A 24,167-nucleotide genomic window follows, 5' to 3' on the forward strand; every position below is an offset into this window, starting at 1 on the left:
TAACGTATAAAGAGGTACTCCGATTTTTTAGGATACTCTTTCAACATAAAATATTTTAAGAAGCATGATGAACGAAAAATATAGGGAGAGAGGGTTATGAAAATGAAGGATAACAAAGAGTTTATTGGATATGTTGGAACTTACACGAAAGAAAATAGCGAAGGAATATATAAGTTTACTTTAGACACAGAAGCAAAAAAAATTAGTAATGTAACACTTGCCGCTAAGCTTGATAACCCTACATATGTAACGATTAACCGAAAGAATGAATATCTCTATTCTGTTGTTAAGGAAGGCGAATCTGGCGGTGTAGCTGCGTATTCCATTGATAGTCATACTGGAGAACTAAAAGCGAAAAATAGACAAGTAGTAGAAGGTGCTTCTCCTTGTCATATTAGTGTTGATAGTGGAAATCATACAGTAGTTACAGCGAATTACCATAAAGGAACGATTGAGTCTTTTGAAATAAATGAAGAAAATGGAACTGTAAATCCTGCTTCATCTATTATGGCACATGAAGGTTCAGGTCCGAATAAAGAAAGACAAGAAAAACCACATGCACATTACGCGGGGTACACTCCTGATGAAAAATATGTAGTGGGCGTTGATTTAGGGATAGATAAAATAATTACGTATGAAGTAAAAGATAGTACATTAACAGAAGTGAATCGTTTATCTGTAAATCCAGGAAGTGGTCCAAGACATATTACTTTTCATCCGAATGGAAAGTATGCGTATGTGATGACGGAGCTTAGTTCAGAGGTTATTGTGTTAACATATAATCCTGCAGAAGGATCCTTTACAGAATTACAGTATATTTCTACTGTTCCAGAAGAGTTTGATGAAAATAATCAAGGAAGTGCGATTCATATTTCTTCTGACGGCCGTTTTGTATATGCAGGTAATCGTGGTCATAATAGTATCGCTGTTTATAGCGTAGATCAAAATTCAGGTCAGCTTACATTTGTTGAACACACATCTACAGAAGGAAATTGGCCAAGAGACTTTGTATTAGATCCTACTGAAAAGTTCCTTGTTGCTACAAATGAAAAGTCACATAATCTTGTGTTATTTTCAAGAGATGAATCTACAGGTAAGTTAACACTTTTACAATCTGATGTTGCTGTGCCAGAGCCTGTTTGTGTGAAGTTTGTAAATGTTTAAGTTGTGTTCGATATAATTTCATAAACTTAGAAAATAATAAAAAGCAAAGCGATATCGCTTTGCTTTTTATTATTTCTTTTTCGGTCTACGTACTAATTCGCCGCCGCAGTTTGGACAAACGTTATGTCTTTCTTCTGTACATGGTGCGCAAAATGTACATTCATATACACAAATGTATGCTTCAGAATCTTGTTCGAGCGATTGATCGCAAATTTGACAGTTTGTTTTCATTTCTAGTGCCATAATAAGTCTCCTTTTAGTTTGAAAATTTATAATTTAATTATAATTCATTGAATAGAAATAGTCCTTTTCAATTGAAAGGAAATCGAATGATAAAGTTATGAATTGAAATGAAAGATGCTAGTTTATTTTAAAATTGATTATTTATTACAGTTGGAATATTATGAAATAGTCAAAAGACAACAGGGGGTATAGATTTTGACTAATCATAACGATCATTTAAAAGCAAACTGCGAAACATGCTTCGGTCTATGTTGCGTTGCATTACCGTTTGCAGCATCGGTAGATTTTGCAGTGAATAAAGATGGTGGTAAACCATGTTCCAACTTACAATCAGATTTTAAATGTAGTATACATAAAAATCTTAGAGGAAAAGGTTATAAAGGTTGTACAGTATTTGAATGTTTCGGTGCTGGGCAGAAGATTTCTCAGGGTACGTTTAAAGGGATTGATTGGAGGAAAGATGCAAAGCATGCAAGAAAAATGTACGATGCTTTTCCGGTTATGCATCAACTTCATGAAATGCTTTGGTATTTGAATGAAGCGATTCTTTTAAAGGCAACACAGCCAATTCATAAAGAGCTGGAGACCGCAATTGAGGAGACAGAGCGACTTTCGAATTTAAATCCAGATGAGTTAATGAAAATAAATGTTCCAATGCATAGGGCAGAGGTGAACATTCTTCTTTTAGAAACGAGCGAATTAGTATGGAAGGAAATGAATACTGCGCGTAAGAAACGAATCATTCACCGCGGAGCAGACCTTATGGGAGCGAATCTGAAAAAGAAAAATTTACAAGGTGCAAATTTAAGAGGAGCTTACTTAATTGCGGCTAACTTAAATGGTGCAGATTTAAGAGGAGCAGATCTCATTGGAGCAGATTTGCGAGATGCAGATATTCGCGGGGCTGATTTTACTAATAGTATTTTTCTGACGCAAGTTCAAGTTAATGCTGCTAGAGGGGACAAACATACGAAATTACCGAAATTATTGTCTCGTCCATCGCATTGGAGTGCGTAAAGAGTGAGGAGTATTTAGTGTGGATATATTTCAGTATTTAGAAGAGATGCAAGAGGATGTCTTTTCGTTAGCAGTAGAGCAAATAGAAGCGAAGTATTATGATATTTGTTGCATGTTGGCGTCTACAGAATATGCAGAACGAATTAAAGTAATTGATGTAGAGTCATATAAGGTAAGTATTCGAGTAGGTTTGGATGCAGCTGTAGAAATGGCTACTAATGAAGAAGCAAAAGCGATTTATTTTGAGTATGACCTTGATAACGAGTGGACTAGTCAGTTTTATATTTGTGAGGAGTATGCTCCACTTGAAGAAGAGGATGATGATTGGGCTTCTGAATGGACATATGATGTTGAGGGACCGGAGTCTGTAGAATTAGCGGATATGTATAATGAAAATGGCTTTGACACAAGTGAAAAAGCAATCGGTATCACTTTATATTTAATTGCTAAAACGCTGTGTAGTTTTATAAGTGTACGTAGTGAAGTGCAAAATAATATACCGATTTGTATTGGTTTTCACGACCAAGATCCAATAATGCGAACAGGCAGAGACTAAGAATCTCTGCCTGCTTTTTATTTCTTTTCAAAAGTAGTAATTAAAACGCTACATATAATAAGAATACCACCAATAAAAAAGTTACTATTTAATGTTTCATTTAAGAGCAACCAACCAAGTAACGATCCAACGATAGGTTGGAAGAAGAAAAATAAGGAACCTATGCTTGCATCCAGTAATTCTAATCCTTTATTCCAAAGGAAAAAGGCACCTGCTGTTGAGACGATTCCTAAGTATAATACGCCTAATATTACGTACGTATTTACTGTTCCGATAGAGGCCGCTTGTAGCTCCCATATCATAAAAGGTGTAATAAAAAAGAGTGAAAAGAAAATTGCGTACGTTGTAATAACTAAGGATGAAAATTGGATTGAAGCGATTTTTACATAAATAGATAGTAAAGCCCACGTAATAGCGGCTCCAACTAAAATGATTGTTCCGATAAAATAGGAGCCAATTTCAATATCCCATCCGATTACGATAATGACACCGATTGTCGCTATTATAGTAGATAAAAGTCTACGAGCAGTTAGTTTTTCTTTCAAAATGAGCGCTGCAAATATAACCATAAATGCAGGTGTAGCTGATGTAACTAACGAGCCTGTATGAGCGTCGGATAATTTTGTTCCGATAAATTGGCATGTGATCGAAATGAAATAGCCGATAAATCCAATCCAAGCGAATAGGAGCCAATCTTTTTTGCGAATGGTTACTTTTTTCTTTTGCTTTTTCTCAGCTAGTTTCAAAATGCCATATAAAACAACAAAAGCGATAATAAAGCGTAGCCAAACGAGTGTTAGTGGTGGGATAAAATCGAGTACGTATTTGCTAACAACATACATACCGCCCCATATACTTGCTGCTAGTGATAAGTATATAGCTCCTAAAATTGTTTGTTTCATTTGAAATACCTCCGTCTATTTTTAGGGTAATATGAGCTCCCTAAGACGAGGCATAGTGTATGTGCTAAATGAATGCCCGTCTTAGTTTATAGACGGCCTACAGGTTGATCGTTTTCGAATGAAGTGTTGTAGTACATGAGTGCATTCCTCCTTCATAATTTTATAATGATATTATAACTTAATTTTCAGTTTATTGGAGGTTCTTATGAAATATATCGTTATAAAATCACATGTTAGCAATTATCCTAATCCAATTCGCTTAGAAGAGAGGGGTGTAGTGAAAATGATAGAGAGTTACGTTGGTCCAGAAGACTGGGAAAACTGGATGTTTTATCACGAAGAGAAGTATAACTGGAAAGGATGGGTTTGGTGAGAAGAAACAGATGATGAGAAGGGCTGGACACCAAAGGAAAACTTACAAAAATATTAGTAATACTATTTGTTTAATAATTAGGACACATATTTTTTGTTTGTGAGTATATTGGTTGTAGAGTAAAAAGTAGATTAATAGAGAAAGAGGAGGAGATTGTAATAACTAGAACCGTTATTTCTCATTTTTATAACGAAGAGTATTTACTACCATGGTGGCTTATGCATCACACGAAACTGTTTGATCATGGTATTTTAATTAATAAAGGTTCAACAGATCGTTCCGTTGAGATTTGTAAAAAATTCGCACCGCATTGGGAAGTGCGAGATTCTGTAAATCCAAAGTTTGATGCATATGCGACAGATCATGAAGTGATGAGGATAGAACAAGAAGTACAAGGATGGAAAATGGTTTTAAATACGACTGAGTTTCTTTGCATGCAAGATAAAAATCAGTTTTGGAAATCACTAAATGAATTGGGAGGGAGGATGTATTGGCTGGACGGGCTTATTATGGTTGATGATCCTAACTACAACTATCCGGACCTTAACTTTGGAATACCTTTAATGAAACAGCGATTTCATGGTTATTTACCAGAAGATTGGCCGTCATGGAGAAGAGGTAGATTTATTCATAATCATGAACATGGAAGTTATACGGTTGGAAGACATCTATCCGCGCATGAATCTATGATTTATCCGCCCCTTGCTTGTATATTATGGTTTGGATTTAGTCCGTGGAACGATGTGATGAGAAAGAGAAAGTTACAAATTGGTCCGACTCTTTCTGAAGCTAGTAAGCATGGGGGAATGGGGACGCACCATATTATTACGCCGGAAAGATTAGAAGAATGGTATAAGGAATTAGCGAGAGGAACAAAGGATTTACGTTTTAGTGATGCATATCGTTATGTTTTTGTATAAATGATTTCCACCATAAAATTGTTTCTTCTATTCCTGTATTTAAATCGTATGTTGGTTTCCAGTTTACTTCAGTTTTTAAACGTTCTACACTAACGCCGACAAATAAAGGTTCATCCTTAGAGAAAGGAATCGCGTCTAGTTTAATTAAATGTTCTTTTCCTATTTTTTTAGCGATGATAGAAGCTAGTTCTTTAATTTGTACAGATTGACCTGAAGCGATATTGATGGTGCCTGTAACGCCATGTTCTAATATTGTTACGAGAGCGTCAGCGACGTCACTCACATGGAGGAAATCTCTCGATTGTTTTCCATGTGTACATAGTGCTTCCTCATTTTTTAATAAGGAAGTGATAATGTTAGAAACGAGCCGATTACCTTGTTCGTAAGGTCCATACATATGAAAAATGCGGCTCCAACACATGCTGAGGCCTGTTTGTTGTGCATACGTTTCTAACCAGGAGTGCAGTGTGTTTTTACATAATGAATACGGGGTTTTATAAGAAAGAAGCGGCGAATCTTCAAATAATACGCCGTTAAACCATTCATATTCTGCGCCAGTACCTGCAACGACAACACGCTTTCCGCCGTATGTTGTGAAGTATTGAATCAATGAAATACTAGACTTTAGCCAATAGTAATTATTAATAGATACATAGCATGCTGGTGGCACTGCTTCCCAAGCAAGGTGAATGAGATGGCTAGGCTGAACGTCGGAAATGAATTGTTTTACTACGTCATCGCGAAGCAAGTTTACTTTATGCCAATGGCAAGGGAGGTGAGAGGATTTATTTTTATTATACGTGGCGTGCACTTCATATCCCTTTTGTATAAGTGAATGTACAACATATTTACCTATCCAGCCACTACCACCTGTTACAACAACCTTCTTCATGGCTCGATCACCTCAACTTCTGGAACCGTCACTAAAAATTTACCGCCCCATTCACGAATGAAAGAGCATTCTTTCATAATTTCGTCTTTCAAATTCCAAGGAAGTATGAAAATGTAATCCGGTTTTGTACGTTTAATTTCTGCTGGAGATTTTATTGGAATACGAGTTCCTGGTAAAAGGAGATTTTGTTTGTGAGGATTTTTATCTACTGTATAAGCTAGAAATTCTTTACCTATCCCGCAATAATTCAAAAGGGTGTTTCCTTTAGCTGGAGCACCGTAACCGATAATTTGTTTGTTTAAAGCTTTCGCTTCAATAAAAAACTTTAAAATATTTATTTTCAATTGTTCGATGCGTTTAGAAAAACGGAGATAGCAATCTAAAGTATCTAACCCGTGGTCGACTTCTTTTTGAATTAATTTTGTAACATTGGAATGGATAGTTGATTGGGCACTTAGATGGTTTACAAAAATCCGTAAGGAACCACCATGCGTTGAAAGTTCTTCTACATCAACAATTTGTAAATGATGATAACTTAAAACTTTTTGAAGGCTTATAAGTGAGAAGTAGGAAAAGTGCTCATGGTAGATAGTATCGAACTGTTTAAAGGATATGAGGTTTAATAAGTGTGGGAATTCAATTGTTATCGTGCCATCTTGTTTTAATAACGTTTTTAAACCGGCAACAAAATCATGCAAGTTTGGAACGTGTGCTAATACGTTATTTGCGACGATTAAATCAGCTTGTGGTAATTTTTTTGCTAAGTCATTACTGAAAAAATTCACATGAGTAGGAATTCCTTTTTTGATAGCGATGTCTGCTACGTTTTTTGCTGGTTCAATTCCCAACGTCTCGATATTTTCTTTTTGAAAGTATTGTAATAAGTACCCATCGTTACTTGCGATTTCAATCACTTTTGAATGTTTCGTTAAGTTGAAACGCTTAATCGCCATTTCTACATATTGTTTAGCGTGTAGTAGCCAACTTGAGGAGTAAGAGCTGAAGTATAAATAGTTATGAAAAATATTTTGTGGGGATTCAAATTCATCTAGCTGTACGAGTAAACAAGAGTTACAAACAAATGTGTGCAGCGGATAAAAAGGTTCCATTTTATATGAGCTTTCAGGAGCTACAAATGAATTAGCAAGAGGGGAAATGCCTAAATTTAAAAAAGTGTTGGTTAGTAATGAGTGGCAAAAACGGCATTTTTTCTGTTCCATTTTATAGCCCCCTTATAAATTTTTGAATGCATCGATTTGTTGTCGCGTGAAAGATTCTATATTTTCACCGGATGCATATTTTTTATACCAATCAACAGTCCAAGCGATAGAATCATCTGTTGATAACTTAGGAGTCCAGTCGAGTTTGTTTACTGCTTTTGTACTGTTGAGTGTTAAAATTGGTGATTCATAAGGAGTTTTCGTAGAGGGAGAATGGATTGTGAGTCGTTTATTCCATAATTTCATTACGGATTGAATGACATCATTTACGGTTCTGCTAGATTCATTAATCGGTCCGAAATTCCATGCTTCTGCATATTTAGCATCATTCCAAAGTTTTTCAGCTAAAAGGATATAGCCATGTAGAGGATCTAAAACATGTTGCCACGGACGGATGGCATATTTGTTTCGAATACACAAAGTATGATTGTGCAAATATGCCCGAATGATATCAGGGAATAATCGATCTTCTGCCCAATCACCACCACCAATAACGTTACCTGCTCTTACAGAAGCAAGCGAAGTAGTATTCGTGTGAAAAAAAGATTGGTGATAAGATGTTGTAACTAATTCAGCACAAGCTTTACTAGCGCTATAAGGGTCGAAACCTCCTAGTCGGTCATTTTCCACGAACGCTCGGTCGCCACTACCGTCATTCTCATAACATTTATCGCTTGTCACATTAATAATGGCACGTACGCTTTCGAAGGACTTTGCTGCTTCTAGCACGTGGACAGTACCTAAAACATTCGTTTTGAATGTATCGATAGGATTTTTGTATGAAGCGGTTACGATTGGCTGAGCTGCTAAATGAAATATTATGTCGGGTTTATGCTGCTTCATGGCATGAAATAAAGAATGGTAATCTGTAATATCGCCTTTCATTGTCGTGCACTCTTTTGCTACGTTACCTTGTTCAAAAAGGTTAGGAATGGATGGGGGATGAGAAGAAAAGCCTACTACTTCTGCACCTAAAGAAGTTAAGAAAAGGGTGAGCCATGAGCCTTTAAATCCAGTATGTCCCGTAATAAATACTTTTTTCTTATTCCAAAAAGATGATGAAGCCATATTACCAAACCTTCCATGGAGCGTTATTACTTTCCCATAGCTCGACTAATTTATTTTTATCGCGCAATGTATCCATCGGATGCCAAAAACCAGAATGTTGATATGCGGCCAATTCATTTTTGTTTACTAACTGAACTAAAGTGTCTGTTTCAAAAACAGACTTATCTCCACTAATGTAATTGAAAACTTCAGGATTTAAAACGAAAAATCCACCGTTAACCCATCCGCCATCACCTAATGGTTTTTCTTGAAAAGATGTTACAGACTGTTTATCTAATATGAGAGAACCAAATCTACCAGGAGGTTGTACGGCAGTAACAGTAGCCATTTTCCCATGTTTTTTATGGAATGTAATAAGTTCTTTTATATTTACATTACTTAATCCATCACCATAAGTGAGGCAGAAAGGTTCGTCTCCGACATAATTTTGAATCTTTTTCACTCGGCCACCCGTTTCGGTATTTACACCAGTATCGATTAGTGTAACTTTCCATGGTTCTACACGATGAGAATGGCTAGTAATTGTATTATCGTTTAACTGTATTGTGAAATCAGACATGTGTAAGTTGTAATTTAGAAAGAACTCTTTAATTGCATATCCTTTATAGCCTAAGCAAATAATAAACTCAGTAATCCCGTAATGACTATACAAACTCATAATGTGCCATAGAATGGGCTTTGTTCCAATTTCAATCATAGGTTTCGGTTTTAAATGTGTTTCTTCCCCAATTCTTGTACCGTACCCACCAGCAAGAATAACAGCTTTCATTTTTTCCTCCTAAAATAAAAATTTATTATTTATACAGTATTCATGTTTTATGCAAATGAGATTGTTTTTGATTAAGCGAATGAAAATGTTTGAGGTGATGACGATGCAGAAAATATTACGGTTTGAATTTTGGGAATAATTCTTGATATTCAGGGTTATGACGGAGGTCTTGTGTTAGGTTACTAAGCTCTAAAAAACGTATGTCCAGTACTTCAGGAGATTGACCGTAATGTGTTTGAAGCCCCATTTGAATACCCCTTTTTGAAAGGGTAGGTGTAATTTGTAATTTTCTTGCTTTTGATTGTTCATTCCAAGGGCTAAAATAGAATTTTAAAATAAATGAAGGATAGTCATAAATTATATATCCGTGCCGCGAATGATGTCTACCAGGTAAATATGCACCGTCTAGATGATTGTGAATAAATCTCCAAGCACATCCGAGATTTGGGTTATAAGGGAAGACACCGTGGTATCGCTGTTCTACTAAGGGGATAGAATATCTAGGCTTTGAATAATTATAATTATGATTATCTATCATTAAAATCATTCTAATCGCATACATGTTTTGGCCTAGTGTATGAAGAGATGAAAAAAATTCTTCAGTATTATTACAACAAAAGAATTCAGTAGTATTTAAAACGATTTTCCAACCTGAAACTTCTCTTTCAATTTCCATCACTTCAATATCAGTATTAGTTGGATCAAACTCAAGAAATCTTGAATTTCGTACTTCCCAGTGGGGTGCTAATAGTTTACAAATCTCTACGGAACGATCTGTAGACCCTCTATTAATTAAAATGCCGTGATCGAATATTTTCGTGTGATGCATAAGCCACCATGGAAGTAGGTATTCTTCATTATAAAAATGAGAAATGATTGTCTTTTTCATGTTAATTCCCTCCTATACAAGCAATCGTTATTAGTAGGATATGCTTTTAAATAAGAAAGGTTAAAAAGGGCAGACAATGTAGTGATTAGGTAATAGTTTAGTGATTTTATTGCATAAGTGTAGATTACTCGTATTGAATAATCATAGGATGAGATTGAAATTTTGTATAAATTGTGAATAATAAACCGTCACGTTTGACTGTACAGTTTATGTGTTGTATGATGTAAGTAATATAAACAAGGGGGGAAGATCGTTGGGAAGGTGTATCGAATCGGACAGTTGGCTCTCATGGCTCACGTGTCGAAACGAACGATTGATTATTATACGAATCTAGGTATCTTAAAAGCGGAGCGATCTCAATCTAATTATCGCTATTACGACGAAACAGCATTTGAGACATTACAATTTATTGAGAAGTGCAAAGAAATGCATATGCCGCTTTGTGAGATTAAAGAGAAAATCGAGGAGAAGAAGAAGCTGCTCGGTATCAATGAACACGTTTCGAAACAAGTGAATGAAGTGACAGACCATATTCATCGATTAGAAGTGGAGCTTACTGAGTTAAAACCGCTTTTAGATGAATTGACTGATTCACAACGTGAAAAAATATCGAAATCTTTATCAGGTCAAACGACAGCTTTAATACAGACACTTGCTCTATTATTATAGAATAAGTGAAATCCGACCTCTTTAATTTTTGTATCGGGCTATGTTTTCTAACAAACAAATAAGAAAACATTATAGTATACAGGAGGTGGACACCTTAGTTTTTTAACTAAGGGGATTCATTGGAAATATTTAATTTAGTCATGGTTGCGATTTTAATCGCATTTACTGGATTTTTCGTAGCAGCAGAGTTTGCGATTGTAAAGATACGTTCAAGCCGTATCGATCAGCTTGTTGCGGAAGGAAAACGCGGTGCTTTAGCAGCGAAAAAGGTAACAACAAATTTAGATGAATATTTATCTGCTTGTCAATTAGGTATTACAGTTACAGCTATGGGATTAGGTTGGTTAGGTGAACCGACAATTGAAAAGTTATTACACCCGTTATTTGAGAAATGGAACTTAAATCCTTCTATTTCATCAGTATTAACATTTGGTCTTGCTTTTATGATTATGACGTATTTACACGTTGTAGTAGGAGAATTAGCTCCAAAAACGATGGCAATTCAAAAGGCTGAAAGGGTAACGTTATTATTGGCAGGCCCATTAATGATGTTCTATAAAGTAATGTATCCGTTTATTTGGGTATTGAACGGTTCAGCTCGTGTGATAACTGGTTTATTTGGTTTAAAGCCAGCTTCAGAACATGAAGTAGCTCATACAGAAGAAGAATTACGTCTTATCCTTTCAGATAGCTATGAAAGTGGCGAAATTAATCAAGCTGAATACAAGTATGTAAATAACATTTTTGAATTTGATAATCGTATTGCAAAAGAGATTATGGTACCGCGAACAGAAATCGTTGGTTTCTACCTGGAAGATTCAGTAGAAGAACACATGAAAGTAATCCAAAATGAGCGATACACACGTTATCCGATTTTTGGAGAAGATAAAGATGATATTATCGGTATGGTCAACGTAAAAGATTTCTTTATTCGATATATGACCGAGGATCAAAAAGATTTATCATCTATTCGCTCGTATATGCGTCCGATTATTGAAGTGATGGAAACGACTCCAATTCACGATTTATTACTTCAAATGCAGAAGAAGCGAATTCCGATGGCTGTTTTATATGATGAGTACGGAGGAACAGCCGGAATTGTAACGCTTGAAGATATCTTGGAGGAAATCGTCGGCGAAATTCGTGACGAATATGATGAAGATGAAGCACCGCCAATTCAACATGTGAACGAGCAACATATCATTGTTGATGGAAAAGTGCTTATCTCAGAAGTGAAAGATTTATTTGGATTACACATCGAAGAAGATGATGTGGATACAATCGGTGGATGGATTATGATGCAAAATCATGAAATCGAAGAAGGACAACACGTTGAGGCAGAAGGTTATGAATTTAAAGTGTTAGAAAAAGACGCTTACCAAATTAAACGTGTTGAAATTCGTAAGATGGAACAAGAACAAGAAGAGAAAGCAGCAACTGTGTAAGTTGCTGCTTTTCTTCTAAAGTACAAAAAATGAGAACTTAGGAGCGGATATTTTGATTCAAGAAGCCTTACGTGTATATCGATTACAATTGTATGTGATCTTTAGTGGTTTACTACTTATGTGGACGATTACTCCGTTTGGAAAACAAGTGACAGGGTTCGGTATTGGATTAGCAGTAAGCGCCTATTGTCTTTGGTTATTAGCTCGCAGAGTGGAGAAACTCGGGAAAAGTATCGTAATGAAGGAAAAGGCTCCTGGATTAGGAGTTTTAAACCGATTTGCAGCTGCTATTTTAGGAGCTATCATCATGTATGAAATTGAGCATGAAATGGAAATGTGGGCATTCGGTACAGGGATTTTAGGTGGTCACTTTTTAATGATTGCAAATTTAGCTTATGCAAATATGCAATTAGTGAAAGAAGAAGAGAAACAAAGGTAACATGCTTCGAAAAACATAGAGCTATGATGAAAGGGACCTAATCGGGTTCCTTTTTTAGTTTAGCGATATTATACAAGTAATCAAATTAACGACAAATATAATACGCTTCTTTTTTGCGTTTTTCAATAGTATGAAAAATAATAAAAAAATTTTAAAAAACCCATCGATTTCTAAAGGTTATGTATGTTATTATGACAAAAGACTTTTTGAAAGAGGTGGATACCAATGTTACAAGCGCTACTTATTTTTGTGCTTCAAATTATTTACGTTCCAATTTTAACAATCCGTACGATTTTGCTTGTAAAGAATCAAACAAGATCCGCTGCTGGTGTTGGATTGTTAGAAGGAGCTATTTACATTGTCAGTTTAGGTATTGTGTTTCAAGATTTATCAAATTGGATGAACATCGTTGCCTATGTCATTGGCTTTAGTGCGGGACTGTTATTAGGCGGTTATATAGAGAATAAATTAGCAATTGGTTATATTACGTATCAAGTTAGTTTACTAGACCGTTGTAATGAATTAGTAGATGAGTTACGTCACTCTGGATTTGGCGTTACAGTATTTGAAGGCGAAGGTATTAATTCTATACGTTATCGCTTAGATATCGTCGCAAAGCGTTCTAGAGAGAAAGAGCTTTTAGAAATCATTAATGAAATTGCACCGAAAGCGTTTATGTCTTCGTATGAAATTCGCTCGTTTAAAGGTGGATATTTAACGAAGGCGATGAAGAAAAGAGCGTTAATGAAGAAGAAAGATGAACATGCATCGTAAAAAAAGAGGAGTAGTGCTGCATTAAAAGCGCAGTATAAGTCTAAATGTAAAAGAGAGGAATCTATTTTGATGTAGATTCCTCTCTTTTTTTATGAAAAATATTCATCTGTTAATTCAAAAAAACTAAATCGTATAATTATGTTTTTTACTCATTCTCAAATTAATGATTAGCCATATAATTTGAAAAAATACCGGTATGATAAACGTGATTAATAAAACGATAAGTGATATTGATTTAATTTCAGGTGTTTGAATAACACCAGCACCATCAACATTTCGTAGCCAAATAATAGCGGCCCATATTCCAAAAACGATAATCCAAAATATGTTACCAATCCACCAAGAAATCCATCGTTTTTTCATGTTAGCACCCCCTACATTTATCTACTGTTAAAAGTATATTTTCTTTTGTTACATTTATAATGAAACAACTTTAAAATCAGTTTTTAACTGTATATCTAACTTGTTTGAAGGTTACTATTTCTCCATCATCATCATCGTCTTTCGTTTGTAAAAGTTGAACTTTTGGTTTGTAGTCCGTCCTATGAGCGTGTTCGATATCTTTAATGTTAAGTTTGTAGGATTCACCATTTTTTAGTTTTTGTTCCAACACTTTTTTATTAGCAACATAAATAAAAGTTACTTTATTTTCATCAATGCCTTTAGTTTTAATTTCTAATTCATTATCTTTTGCTGTAATCGTTGGTGTTAATAATTCCATACTGCCTTTCCCGCTTTCTAAAGAATTCTCTGTTATAGTTGAACATCCTGATAATATGATTCCAGTGAATAGAAGAACAGCTAATTTCTGTTTCATAACATCCCTCAATTCCATGTGATTTTTGATTTTGGTATTGCTAGATTACTAGTGTGGAGCGTAAATGTTTAGTTAGTACCCTCTTAATTGCACCATAATATGTAAAATGAAACAGGATGTATATCCAATTTAAGGGAGAATGAAAGTTTACTTATTGCCGTAAATTAGTATTTTTACAGTAGGCATATATCTTCTTTAGGAAATCCTTTTTCATATTTAAAATATGTAATGAAATAAAACCAATAAGTCCTATTCCACCGAAAATAAGCCATGGTGTATACATTCCGCTTAAGTTGGCTGTAAAAGATGTACCGGTATAATTACCGATGATAAAGCCAAATGCGAGTGATAGTTGATAAAATCCGAAGAAAGTGGCTGTATATGATTCATTACTGTAATTTGCAATAGCGATATCAGCGTTAGGTAATACGAGTGTTTCACCGATTGTAAATAAAATTACACAAATAAAGAGCCAATATGGGTGTTGAAATAAAGGAATGAGTAAAAAGGAAATACTCATTAATAAAACACCGTATTTAATAATCGAAAGTGTGTTGTATTTGTGGAATAATTTTCGGAATAATACCATAAATATGACGCCTGTTATCGCATTTATCGTAATAACGAGTGTAGCAAGTTGATTGCTATTACTAATGTTTTTCATATGAAGTGGAAGTGCGACAGTAAGCTGAGTAAACATAATGTAGAAGAAAATCATGATAAAGGAAAACAGAAGGAAAGACTTGTTTTGTAAGATGGCCTGTATTCCTAATGTAATAGACGTGTTTTCAGTAGTGACTTGGAAGTGATTTTTAAGTAAGTAAAAGATAAAAGCGAATAACAGCATAAGTGATCCTGTTAGAGAGAAGGCATAGATTGGATCAAGTAAGAGTAAGAACCCTCCTGCAATTGGTCCGATTATTGCACCGCAATTAAAGCTAAGGTTTAAATATGTAAATAAATTTTTTCTCAAATGAGCTGGTTGTGAACCGAATATGGCGCGCGTAGCAGGTTCGTAAAATGCAGTTCCGAAGCCAATAAGTGCAGAAGAAATAGAAATTGTATAGAAATCAGAGCATATTCCTAAAGCGATAAATCCGATTCCTCTCAAAAATAAACCGGCTATCATCATAATGATATAGCCTATTTTGTCAGCAATTAACCCTGAGAATAATGGGATAACTCGTGATGTAATTGTCATAACCGTCAACACTGTTCCTACTTGGACAGCAGAAAAATGAAGAAAGGTTAATAGATAAATAGCTAAAAATGCGTATACTGCAAAATACCCAAAAGACATAAAAAATGAAGAAATAAGCATGAAACGTATCGGTGTTGAGAAACTTTTCATAGAAATCCTCCTAATTATGTAACCAGTAAAATTATTTGATGGTTAACTATTTTATACTATAATTATACATAAAGTCAGAAAAAAGTAAATTTTAAGAAGAAGGTGGATCGAATTGAATCAAAACGCTCCAAATGAACTAGAATATATTCGGGAATTTTTAAATACATGGAGAATACCAAACGATACGAGAGAGCCAATTGATTTGCTGCAAACAGAAGAAGACATAAAGCTCTTTATGAAAGAATATTTTGATGAAGAGTTTCCATTTCATACAATAGAGGAATTAAGAGGTTTTCGGGAAGATATTCGGATGACAATTGAAGGCGAAGGATCATTGCAAAAATGGTTAGAGAAATACCCATTTCATGTACATATAAAGGATGATATGAAAGGTATTACATATGAACCGGTATATGAAGAGAATGTGTATACAAAAGTGTTAAGCATTGTGTTAATGTCAATTCAAGAAAATGTGTGGGGAAGGTTAAAAGCATGTCCAGATTGTCGCTGGGTATTTTATGATCATTCGCGAAATGGAAGTAAAAGATGGTGCGGCATGTATGCTGGAGAAGAAGGAGGAAGAGCATGCGGTACGATTGCGAAAGTGAAAAACTACCGGGCGAAGAGAAAAGGGCGATCTGGTTATGATATGTAATTAATATTAGAGAAAGAAAAATGGATGGGGGAATGTAGAATATGAAAGGTACGCAAATGTTAGCTTTAAATAAAAAGTGTTGGGATACAGTTGCACCTTATTTCTTTCAAGTGGATTGTTTACCTAAATATGGTCCGTATACGGCGTCTGAAGATGAGATTCGTTTGTTCGATTCAATCAGAAAGAAAAAGGTTCTTGATATTGGCTGTGGAAGTGGGCATTCGTTGCAATATATGGCGGAACAAGGGGCAGAGGAATTATGGGGGCTTGATCTTTCGAGTACACAAATTGAAATAGCGAATAAGACGTTAAAGGATTGGAATCCAAAGTTAGTATGCGGAGCAATGGAAGAAGAAGGAGATATTCCGAAAGGATATTTTGATATTGTATATTCCATTTATGCATTAGGTTGGACTTCGGATTTAAGAAAAACGTTGGAACTGATTTATTCATATGTAAAGCCAGGGGGAAGTTTTATTTTTAGTTGGGAGCACCCAGTATATTCAAACTTACAGTATGGTACGGAAGAAGTTGCTATAAAGTCTTCTTATCATGAGGAAACGCCCATTACGTTTGAAACATTTAAAGGAGAAAATGTACAAGCGACATTATATAAGAGAAAAATAAGTACATACATAAATGAGTTAAATAGAGCGGGATTTAAAATTGAGAGAATAGAAGAGCCTGAACCATCGAGCTCGTTTGATGAAGAACTAACTGAGCTGTCTACGAAATATTATTCTTTATATAAAGCTAGGATGGTGCCAACTACTTTTATTATGAAAGCTAGAAAGTAAACTGTTTTTATAAAAGAAGCCTATCATTTCAAACAAATGATAGGCTTCTTTATTTTAATAAAATTGAGGTTAAATGTGTACTTTTGTTATAAAAATGCATTTCATATAAAAAGTGTAATTATTTTTGGGGAGGGGGATTGTTGTGCGTCATCATAGAAATTGCAAAAAATTCGGAGTGGCACTGCCTCTTCCACTTATAGGAGCAACTGGTCCGACAGGTAATAGTGGTCCAATCGGTCCAACTGGAGGGCATGAAGGTCCTGTTGGTCCTACAGGGGTGACTGGACCGACGGGAGCAACTGGGCCCCAAGGTCCTCAAGGTATCAGGGGGATACAAGGTCCCCGAGGGACAACAGGAGCACAAGGAATACAAGGAGCTATTGGTGATACAGGAGAGCAAGGTATAACTGGCCCAACTGGTCTCCAAGGTGCTCAAGGATTAATTGGAAACCAAGGTTTAATTGGTGATATTGGAGTACAAGGATTAGAAGGAATACAAGGAGCTACGGGTCCTGCTGGTAGTCAAGGTATACAAGGCACACAAGGAATACAAGGGGAAATAGGTGAGCGAGGACAAACGGGAGCACAAGGAATGCAGGGAGAGAGAGGCATAACTGGAGTCTCGGGTGTAACTGGTCCACAAGGTCCTCAAGGTGTTCAAGGAATACAAGGAGAGCAAGGGGCTATTGGTATACAAGGAGAAGACGGCCTCCAAGGGATACAAGGAATTACTGGAGAGGAAGGGCCACAAGGAGCTCAAGGAATACAAGGTGAAGTGGGTCCAACTGGTTCTACTGGAATACAAGGTGCTCAAGGGATAAGTGGAATAAAGGGGATAACAGGTGCAATAGGTTTACAAGGCCCACAAGGTGTGCAAGGAATACAAGGTATAACGGGAGCAACAGGCTTTCAAGGGATAAAGGGAATAAGAGGTATAACGGGAGCGACGGGTAGTATCGGTATTCAAGGCTTAGAAGGACCACCGGGCGGTCCGACGGGAACAACCGGTCCAATTGGTCCATCTAGTGGAGTGACTGGTCCATCAGGTCCACCAGGTCCACCAGGAGGTCCAACAGGTCCAACGGGAGCGACTGGTTCAACAGGTGTAAGCGGAGAGATAGGTCCAATTGGAGCGCAAGGAGTGCAAGGTATAACCGGTCCAACAGGTCATCAAGGTGTAAGGGGAGCGCAAGGTTCCCAAGGTGTAGTTGGAGCAGTTGGAGTACAAGGTGCACAAGGTCCTCAAGGTAACCAAGGTATAACAGGTCCAACTGGTGCAGAAGGTTCTCAAGGAATACAAGGTCCGCTGGGAGTAACTGGTCCAACTGGTGCAGAAGGTCCTAAAGGTATTCAAGGTATTCAAGGTGTAATAGGTCCAACAGGTGCACAAGGAATGGTGGGAATACAAGGCGTATCCGGTCCAGTTGGTGTGACAGGAGCAACCGGAGCAACCGGCCAGACGGGAGCGACTGGTGCAACTGGACCGACCGGAATACAAGGCATACAAGGAATAACTGGAGCAACAGGGGAAACGGGTCCAACAGGTGCCACGGGTCCAACTGGCTTGACAGGAGCAACCGGATCATCTGCTATATCGACAGGTGGCGGATATTTCTTTTCTACATCAACAAGTACAATTGCTGCAAATGCCAACATTCCAATTAATTCAGGGTCCACTGTATATGGCACTGGTGTATCTTTAACTAGTGCTACGACAGTCACAGTAGCGACGCCAGGAATATATTTAGTAAGCTACTATTTTCAAGGGGATGCAAATGGGGGGAATGAGACAGTATCTGTTAGATTGCTATTAAATGGAACGCAACTAACAGGGAGTTTTATACAAAACGTAACGACATCAACTGTAGTAATCGAACCAGCCATTTCAAATACACTTCTTGTGAATGTGACGAGTGCCAATTCAACATTAATATTACAAAATGGCCCGTTAGGTGTAGGGCATGTGACTACTATAGCAGGTGCGATTACAGCAAGCTTAAATGTAGTGAGAATTTTATAAAGAATATAAAAAACACAAGGAATGTCTTTGTAAGACACACCTTGTGTTTTTTAATATTAAATAAACATTTTCTTCATCTTTTCGGTTGAAAAATATGCTGAAAGAAGTATTTGTGATGTAAGTTATCTACAACTTTATTTGCTTGATATGTGCGTTGTTTTTCAATTCGGAGTCTTTGCTCCATCATTTTTATTGCGTGATCAGATAAACGTAACATAATACATTCTCCTTTTCTATAAATATAGGTGACTATTTGATATCGATCCCATATTTATAATTAAGGAGGCAAAATGTGTAACATAGGCAAAAAGCACCTTCCTCTCCCATTACGCTTACGAGGTTAGCTGTCGGACTCGGGAAGTGAGAGTTTCCCTACTTAAAAAAGATTCGCCCCAAGTAGCATAGCTACAAAAATGGTTCCCCCGCTCCAAAATTTGGACTCAGCAAAAGGTTTTATAAAGTAAAAAATAACATAAAGGAGCGAACAAGTCAAATTATTTTGTGTATTCTGTCTTTTTTAATTGCGTAAGAATCATACCGTCAGGAAGTATTGTATCTGATACTGTAATGAATCCGTGTTTTTTATATAAAGTAATAGCAGGGGTATTCGCTTTACCCGTTTGTACAATATATGTCATAGAAGAAGGGAACATGTTAAATATATAAATTAGGAGTTTCGTTGCGATTCCTTTTTGGAAAAAATCGGGCGATACAACTAACCTGTGGATATCGATTAATTTTTCTTCTTGTACAAAAGAAATAAAACCGACAAGTTTATTTTCAGAAAAATATCCATAGAATGTTTCAACACAACTTTGAATATCGTTTACAGTATCATATAAACGAGGTATGGCAGTACTATTTAAATAGTCTGCTTCAACTTTATAAGCTGGAATTTGAACCTGTAAAATGGATGTTGCTACTTCAAAAGAAGTGGAATTTAACTTAAGAATCATAGATAATAAAGCCTCCTTTAAATATGGTATATGAATATAATTGCTTTATGGGTGAGTTTGACAATATTTTTCTTTTTTGCATATAATATATGTATCTCCATATGTAAAATAGTAGTAAATATATTTCTATAGTGAAATATGATTAGCAATGATAAATACATATGTTTGTATTAAATCATACAAACTATAATAGAAATGGAGGGCTAAAAATGGGATGGATTATCACATTAATAGTTGGTGCTATTATAGGTGCAATTGCTAGTTCTATAACGGGTAAAAATTTCCCGGGTGGTATGTTCGGAAATATTATCGCAGGTTTATTAGGTGCTTCGTTAGGTGGTAGATTATTTGGATCCTTTGGGCCATCATTTGGTGGGATTCATGTAGTGCCAGCATTATTAGGTGCAATCGTGTTAATTTTTATTGTATCATTTGTAGTGAAAGCTGCAAAGAAATAGATATATAGATTATGATGAAGAGCCCTGAATAAGGGCTTTTCATCATTCGAAGAGGTGGTTTCATTGGAGAAAATAAATATAAGAAAAAGAGATAAGTTAAGAAAGTTTTTTAGAGAACAAAATTATTTGGCGGTATTACTTGGATTTGCGTTATTGTTCATTAATATTTTATTGCTAACAAAAATATCATTTGTTTTTACACCGTTTATCGTATTTTTAAAAACAATTTTCTTCCCAGTACTATTAGCAGGCGTACTATTCTATATTTTACATCCATTCGTTTCGCTTTTAGAAAAGAAAGGTGTTTCAAGAATCGTATCGATAGCTTCTATATATTTAATCGTACTAGGATTATTTGTATTTTTAGTTGTAACGGTTATCCCTATTATTAAAGATCAAATTGATGCATTAATTGATAACTTACCGTATTTTGGCCATGAGATTGAACAAGCAGCACGTAGATTCGGGGAAAGTAATTTACTCGGTAAAATTCAGGAGAATTTAAATATTAATGTTGCGAATATGGTAAAAGAATACACAGTTGATTTTACAAAGTCATTATCATCAGTAACTGGGAATGTAACTGGATTTTTGAGTACTGTTACAGAGGTTGTTTTAACATTTGTAATGGTTCCATTTATATTGTTCTATCTTTTAAAAGATGGTGAGCAATTGCCGAATCACTTTTTAAAGTTTATTTCAGAGCAAAGACAACCAGCAGCAATGAGAATACTAGATGATATGCATTATGCGATTAGTTCGTACATTAGAGGGCAAATTATAGTTAGCTTGTTTATCGGTATTATGCTATTAATCGGTTACCTTATTATCGGTATTAAATATGCAGTACTACTCGCTATTTTAGCGATGATTGTAAATATCGTTCCGTACGTAGGACCAATTATCGCAATTACACCAGCGTTAATTATTGCGTTTATTGATTCGCCAGGGATGGTTTTAAAGGTAATTATTGTAATGATGGTTGTACAATTAGCAGAAGGTAAATTTATTTCTCCGCAAGTTATGGGTAAGAAGTTAGATATTCACCCAATTACAATCATATTTATCATTTTAACTGCCGGAAACTTATTCGGGATTATGGGCATTATTTTAGCCATTCCAGGATATGCGATATTAAAAGTGTTAGTTACACACGGTTATAGATTTGTTAAGTTGAATACATGAAAAAAAGAGCTAAAACAGTGGGAACTGTTTTAGCTCTTTTTTATTAACAATTCATTTGCATATTGGCGCGCCCATTGATCCGCTTCCAATATAGCATCAAGTGAAGGATCTTTTACATTATGATGAGCTTCAACTGTTTTGTAAATTGTTTTTTCAATATCGAAAAAGGCAATTTCATTTTTTAAGTATAGTGCATTCGCAATTTCATTTGCTGCATTTAATACAGCGGGAGTAGTACCACCGATTTTGCCACATTCATATGCGTATTGTAGACAAGGGAACTTCTCTAAATCTGGTTTTTCAAAATGTAAACTACCGATTTCTAATAAATTTAATTTTTCATAGGAAGAAGGTAGCCGAGTAGGATAGTGAAACGCATATTGAATCGGCATTCTCATATCAGGAGCACCGAGCTGTGCCATAACTGATCCATCAATAAATTCTACTAAAGAATGAATGATACTTTCTTTATGAATCATTACATCAATTTTTTCATACGGAATATCAAATAGCCATCTCGCTTCCATTACTTCAAAGCCTTTATTCATTAATGTGGCAGAATCAATCGTTAGTTTTGCACCCATTAACCAGTTTGGATGTTTTAAAGCGTCCTTAGCTTGTAATGTTTGCATTTCTTCACGTGTTTTATCACGAAAAGCACCACCGGAAGCTGTTACAATTAACTTCTCAATCTCTTTATTATTTTCGCCGTTTAAACATTGGAAAATAGCTGAATGCTCACTATCTACTGGAATTAAGCGACATCCGTTTTGTTGCGCTAGTTCAGTTACGATATGTCCAGCTGCAACCAAAGTTTCTTTATTAGCAATAGCGATATCTTTCTTCGCTTTTAATGCCTCAATTGTTGGGAGTAATCCTGAAACACCTACAACAGAGCTTAATACAAGATTTGAATCAGGGTGAGTAGCTACTGCAATTAAGCCATCAGTCCCGTGTGTGATTTTTGTATTTGCTGAAATACGCGTACGAAGCTTGTCTGCTAAGTCTTTTGTCGCAACGCTTACAATACGAGGTTGAAACGTTTTGATTTGTTGCTCAAGAAGATCGATATTATAATTTGCGGTTAAACCGACGATTTTAAAATGTTCAGGATGAGCTGAAACGACATCTAATGCAGATGTGCCGATGGATCCTGTTGAACCTAAAATTGATATATATTTTACCATGAAAAAACCTCCAAAGTTGTTTCGAATATTTCTGCAAACCTATATAACATTAGACAATTGAAGTGGAAATTCCTGCTATATAAAATAGAAAATTAGGATTTGTTTGGAAGTGAAATGTGATAAACTGTAAAAAATAACGAAAAAGCAATGAAAGAGAAGAGTACATATTCGAAACTTTTTAGAGAGCTGATGTGTGGTGGAAATCAGTAAGGGATGAATATGGAATGGGCTCTGGAGCTTCTAACTGAAATGAGTAGGTAAAGACAGTTACTTCACGTTATTGAAGTATGAAGTGAGCTAATGATAGCTAATTAAGGTGGTACCGCGGGAGCCTCTCGTCCTTTTTAAGGATGAGAGGCTCTTTTTATTTTGAGAAAGGAGGAGTTAGTGTGAGTGAAAAAATAATGTTAACAGGAATTAAGCCGACAGGTTATCCGCATTTAGGAAATTATATTGGTGCGATTAAACCTGCATTACAAATGTCAAAGAATAATGAAGGAAAAGCATTGTACTTTATAGCTGATTATCATGCATTAAATGCTGTTCATGATCCAGAGAAGTTCAGCAGTTATACGAAAGAGGTAGCAGCTACTTGGTTATCGCTTGGACTTGGGGAAGATGTTGTTTTTTATCGGCAAACAGAAGTATCGGAGATTCTAGAATTAGCTTGGATTTTAGCTTGCCTAACTCCGAAAGGTCTTATGAACCGTGCTCATGCGTATAAAGCGAAGGTGGAGCAAAATAAAGAAGCGGGTTTAGAGGTAGATGCAGGAGTGAATATGGGATTATATACGTATCCGATTTTAATGGCGGCGGATATATTACTATTTCAAGCTACTCATGTACCAGTTGGGAAAGATCAAATTCAGCATATTGAAATTGTACGTGATATTGCGACGTATTTTAATCATACATTAGGCACGACATTTACACTTCCGGAGTATGTAGTGCAAGAAGAAGGAGCAATATTACCAGGACTTGATGGAAGAAAGATGAGTAAAAGTTACGGGAATGTAATCCCATTATTTGCAGAGAAAGAAAAACTACGAAAGTTAATATTTAAAATCAAAACAGATTCTTCACTTCCAAATGAATCGAAAGAATTAGAAACATTATTTATGATATATAAAGAGTTTGCGATGGAAGATGAAATACAGTCGATGCGTGAAAAGTATGAGACTGGAATCGGATGGGGCGATGTGAAAAAAGAGTTGTTTCGCGTTGTAGACCGTGAGTTAGCTGGACCTCGTGAGAAATATAGTATGTATATGAATGAGCCGAATTTATTATACGAAGCTTTAGAAAAAGGTGCTGAGCGAGCAAAAAAAATCGCGAAGGTAAATTTAGCGGAAATTAAAAAACGGATTGGATTTGAGAGGGGGCGCTGAGCGTTCCCTCGTT

At 35.8% G+C, this 24,167-nt stretch carries 28 protein-coding genes, 1 riboswitch and 1 other annotated feature; of the genes, 15 read left to right on the forward strand and 13 right to left on the reverse strand.

The annotated features are described in order from the left end of the window. Positions 1-96: 96 nt before the first annotated feature. A complete protein-coding gene (locus tag CQ064_RS19005; protein ID WP_000782228.1) occupies positions 97-1,164 on the forward strand; it encodes a lactonase family protein in 1,068 nt (355 codons plus the stop codon). 69 nt (positions 1,165-1,233) lie between these two features. Here CQ064_RS19005 and CQ064_RS19010 read toward each other — a convergent pair whose 3' ends face one another. After that, a complete protein-coding gene (locus CQ064_RS19010) occupies positions 1,234-1,407 on the reverse strand; it encodes a DUF1272 domain-containing protein (RefSeq protein ID WP_001162788.1) in 174 nt (57 codons plus the stop codon). A 195-nt stretch (positions 1,408-1,602) separates the two neighbouring features. Between CQ064_RS19010 and CQ064_RS19015 the strand changes: the two genes are divergently transcribed. Both CQ064_RS19015 and CQ064_RS19020 read left to right on the forward strand, forming a co-directional pair. Continuing rightward, positions 1,603-2,424: a pentapeptide repeat-containing protein gene (locus CQ064_RS19015; RefSeq protein WP_000181453.1), complete on the forward strand. Its 822-nt coding sequence runs from the start codon at positions 1,603-1,605 to the stop codon at positions 2,422-2,424. Positions 2,425-2,443: 19 nt separating this feature from the next. Continuing rightward, the gene (locus CQ064_RS19020; protein WP_000350943.1) at positions 2,444-2,980 is read left to right on the forward strand and encodes a hypothetical protein; all 537 of its coding nucleotides are present in this window, start codon (positions 2,444-2,446) and stop codon (positions 2,978-2,980) included. Positions 2,981-2,997: 17 nt separating this feature from the next. On the opposite strand, the gene CQ064_RS19025 is transcribed toward CQ064_RS19020, so the two are convergent. Continuing rightward, positions 2,998-3,882 carry a DMT family transporter gene (locus CQ064_RS19025; protein ID WP_000814762.1) on the reverse strand — a complete coding sequence of 295 codons (885 nt, stop codon included), beginning with the start codon at positions 3,880-3,882 and terminating at the stop codon, positions 2,998-3,000. A gap of 205 nt (positions 3,883-4,087) precedes the next feature. Here CQ064_RS19025 and CQ064_RS33655 point away from each other — a divergent pair, with 205 nt between their 5' ends. Continuing rightward, positions 4,088-4,255: an SH3 domain-containing protein gene (locus tag CQ064_RS33655; RefSeq protein WP_000875292.1), complete on the forward strand. Its 168-nt coding sequence runs from the start codon at positions 4,088-4,090 to the stop codon at positions 4,253-4,255. A 107-nt stretch (positions 4,256-4,362) separates the two neighbouring features. Beyond that, positions 4,363-5,175 (forward strand): glycosyltransferase family 2 protein, encoded by an 813-nt coding sequence (locus CQ064_RS19030; protein ID WP_078400293.1) that lies wholly within the window; start codon positions 4,363-4,365, stop codon positions 5,173-5,175. On the opposite strand, the gene CQ064_RS19035 is transcribed toward CQ064_RS19030, so the two are convergent. From CQ064_RS19035 to CQ064_RS19055, 5 genes are all read right to left on the reverse strand, one after another. Beyond that, the gene (locus CQ064_RS19035) at positions 5,144-6,067 is read right to left on the reverse strand and encodes an NAD-dependent epimerase/dehydratase family protein (RefSeq protein ID WP_000758373.1); all 924 of its coding nucleotides are present in this window, start codon (positions 6,065-6,067) and stop codon (positions 5,144-5,146) included. The genes CQ064_RS19030 and CQ064_RS19035 overlap by 32 nt on opposite strands. Beyond that, entirely contained in the window at positions 6,064-7,287 is a 1,224-nt protein-coding gene (locus tag CQ064_RS19040; protein ID WP_000435785.1) for a class I SAM-dependent methyltransferase, read from the reverse strand. Before CQ064_RS19040 ends, CQ064_RS19035 begins: the two co-directional genes overlap by 4 nt. A gap of 12 nt (positions 7,288-7,299) precedes the next feature. Beyond that, on the reverse strand, positions 7,300-8,355 hold the full coding sequence (gene rfbG, locus CQ064_RS19045; protein WP_000168684.1) for a CDP-glucose 4,6-dehydratase: 1,056 nt from the start codon (positions 8,353-8,355) through the stop codon (positions 7,300-7,302). 1 nt (position 8,356) lies between these two features. Next, a complete protein-coding gene (gene rfbF / locus CQ064_RS19050; protein ID WP_000648807.1) occupies positions 8,357-9,124 on the reverse strand; it encodes a glucose-1-phosphate cytidylyltransferase in 768 nt (255 codons plus the stop codon). Between the two features lie 115 nt (positions 9,125-9,239). After that, positions 9,240-10,013 (reverse strand): glycosyltransferase family 2 protein, encoded by a 774-nt coding sequence (locus CQ064_RS19055; protein WP_000750972.1) that lies wholly within the window; start codon positions 10,011-10,013, stop codon positions 9,240-9,242. A 261-nt stretch (positions 10,014-10,274) separates the two neighbouring features. On the opposite strand from CQ064_RS19055, the gene CQ064_RS19060 reads away from it, so the two are divergent. The 4 genes from CQ064_RS19060 (at position 10,275) to CQ064_RS19075 (ending at position 13,340) form a co-directional block, all read left to right on the forward strand. Next, entirely contained in the window at positions 10,275-10,682 is a 408-nt protein-coding gene (locus CQ064_RS19060) for a MerR family transcriptional regulator (protein ID WP_000285639.1), read from the forward strand. Between the two features lie 119 nt (positions 10,683-10,801). After that, entirely contained in the window at positions 10,802-12,127 is a 1,326-nt protein-coding gene (locus CQ064_RS19065) for a hemolysin family protein (RefSeq protein ID WP_000402259.1), read from the forward strand. A 52-nt stretch (positions 12,128-12,179) separates the two neighbouring features. Then, positions 12,180-12,566: an ATP synthase subunit I gene (locus CQ064_RS19070; RefSeq protein ID WP_000613874.1), complete on the forward strand. Its 387-nt coding sequence runs from the start codon at positions 12,180-12,182 to the stop codon at positions 12,564-12,566. Between the two features lie 225 nt (positions 12,567-12,791). Further along, positions 12,792-13,340 carry a DUF2179 domain-containing protein gene (locus CQ064_RS19075; protein ID WP_000938438.1) on the forward strand — a complete coding sequence of 183 codons (549 nt, stop codon included), beginning with the start codon at positions 12,792-12,794 and terminating at the stop codon, positions 13,338-13,340. Positions 13,341-13,463: 123 nt separating this feature from the next. On the opposite strand, the gene CQ064_RS19080 is transcribed toward CQ064_RS19075, so the two are convergent. The 3 genes from CQ064_RS19080 to CQ064_RS19090 form a co-directional block, all read right to left on the reverse strand. Continuing rightward, positions 13,464-13,703, reverse strand: a complete 240-nt coding sequence (locus CQ064_RS19080; protein ID WP_000747685.1) for a DUF3923 family protein — start codon at positions 13,701-13,703, stop codon at positions 13,464-13,466. A 76-nt stretch (positions 13,704-13,779) separates the two neighbouring features. Continuing rightward, positions 13,780-14,175: a hypothetical protein gene (locus CQ064_RS19085; RefSeq protein WP_003271015.1), complete on the reverse strand. Its 396-nt coding sequence runs from the start codon at positions 14,173-14,175 to the stop codon at positions 13,780-13,782. 133 nt (positions 14,176-14,308) lie between these two features. Further along, entirely contained in the window at positions 14,309-15,508 is a 1,200-nt protein-coding gene (locus tag CQ064_RS19090; protein ID WP_000834875.1) for an MDR family MFS transporter, read from the reverse strand. Positions 15,509-15,620: 112 nt separating this feature from the next. Between CQ064_RS19090 and CQ064_RS19095 the strand changes: the two genes are divergently transcribed. The 3 genes from CQ064_RS19095 to CQ064_RS19105 all read left to right on the forward strand — a co-directional run bounded on the left by CQ064_RS19095 (position 15,621) and on the right by CQ064_RS19105 (position 18,980). Next, entirely contained in the window at positions 15,621-16,163 is a 543-nt protein-coding gene (locus tag CQ064_RS19095; protein ID WP_001072930.1) for a CGNR zinc finger domain-containing protein, read from the forward strand. Positions 16,164-16,204: 41 nt separating this feature from the next. Further along, positions 16,205-16,960 carry a class I SAM-dependent methyltransferase gene (locus CQ064_RS19100; protein WP_000679197.1) on the forward strand — a complete coding sequence of 252 codons (756 nt, stop codon included), beginning with the start codon at positions 16,205-16,207 and terminating at the stop codon, positions 16,958-16,960. Positions 16,961-17,102: 142 nt separating this feature from the next. Further along, a complete protein-coding gene (locus tag CQ064_RS19105) occupies positions 17,103-18,980 on the forward strand; it encodes a collagen-like protein (RefSeq protein WP_001215815.1) in 1,878 nt (625 codons plus the stop codon). A gap of 73 nt (positions 18,981-19,053) precedes the next feature. On the opposite strand, the gene CQ064_RS33660 is transcribed toward CQ064_RS19105, so the two are convergent. Both CQ064_RS33660 and CQ064_RS19115 read right to left on the reverse strand, forming a co-directional pair. Beyond that, the gene (locus CQ064_RS33660) at positions 19,054-19,197 is read right to left on the reverse strand and encodes a hypothetical protein (RefSeq protein WP_000945243.1); all 144 of its coding nucleotides are present in this window, start codon (positions 19,195-19,197) and stop codon (positions 19,054-19,056) included. Positions 19,198-19,293: 96 nt separating this feature from the next. Continuing rightward, a riboswitch (cyclic di-AMP (ydaO/yuaA leader) is annotated at positions 19,294-19,436 on the reverse strand. Positions 19,437-19,474: 38 nt separating this feature from the next. Continuing rightward, positions 19,475-19,936, reverse strand: coding sequence for a GNAT family N-acetyltransferase (locus CQ064_RS19115; RefSeq protein ID WP_000601232.1), 462 nt, complete (start codon positions 19,934-19,936; stop codon positions 19,475-19,477). A gap of 209 nt (positions 19,937-20,145) precedes the next feature. On the opposite strand from CQ064_RS19115, the gene CQ064_RS19120 reads away from it, so the two are divergent. Both CQ064_RS19120 and CQ064_RS19125 read left to right on the forward strand, forming a co-directional pair. Then, positions 20,146-20,394 (forward strand): GlsB/YeaQ/YmgE family stress response membrane protein, encoded by a 249-nt coding sequence (locus CQ064_RS19120; RefSeq protein WP_000539730.1) that lies wholly within the window; start codon positions 20,146-20,148, stop codon positions 20,392-20,394. A 63-nt stretch (positions 20,395-20,457) separates the two neighbouring features. Beyond that, positions 20,458-21,579, forward strand: coding sequence for an AI-2E family transporter (locus CQ064_RS19125; protein WP_000411485.1), 1,122 nt, complete (start codon positions 20,458-20,460; stop codon positions 21,577-21,579). Positions 21,580-21,608: 29 nt separating this feature from the next. Here CQ064_RS19125 and CQ064_RS19130 read toward each other — a convergent pair whose 3' ends face one another. Continuing rightward, on the reverse strand, positions 21,609-22,766 hold the full coding sequence (locus CQ064_RS19130; RefSeq protein WP_000241788.1) for a 1-deoxy-D-xylulose-5-phosphate reductoisomerase: 1,158 nt from the start codon (positions 22,764-22,766) through the stop codon (positions 21,609-21,611). A gap of 138 nt (positions 22,767-22,904) precedes the next feature. After that, positions 22,905-23,112: a binding site (T-box leader), on the forward strand. Between the two features lie 43 nt (positions 23,113-23,155). Here CQ064_RS19130 and CQ064_RS19135 point away from each other — a divergent pair. Further along, positions 23,156-24,154 carry a tryptophan--tRNA ligase gene (locus CQ064_RS19135; protein ID WP_001290880.1) on the forward strand — a complete coding sequence of 333 codons (999 nt, stop codon included), beginning with the start codon at positions 23,156-23,158 and terminating at the stop codon, positions 24,152-24,154. The last annotated feature ends 13 nt before the right edge of the window (positions 24,155-24,167 follow it).

It is taken from the genome of Bacillus sp. MYb78, assembly GCF_002975115.1.
GTDB lineage: Bacteria > Bacillota > Bacilli > Bacillales > Bacillaceae_G > Bacillus_A > Bacillus_A cereus.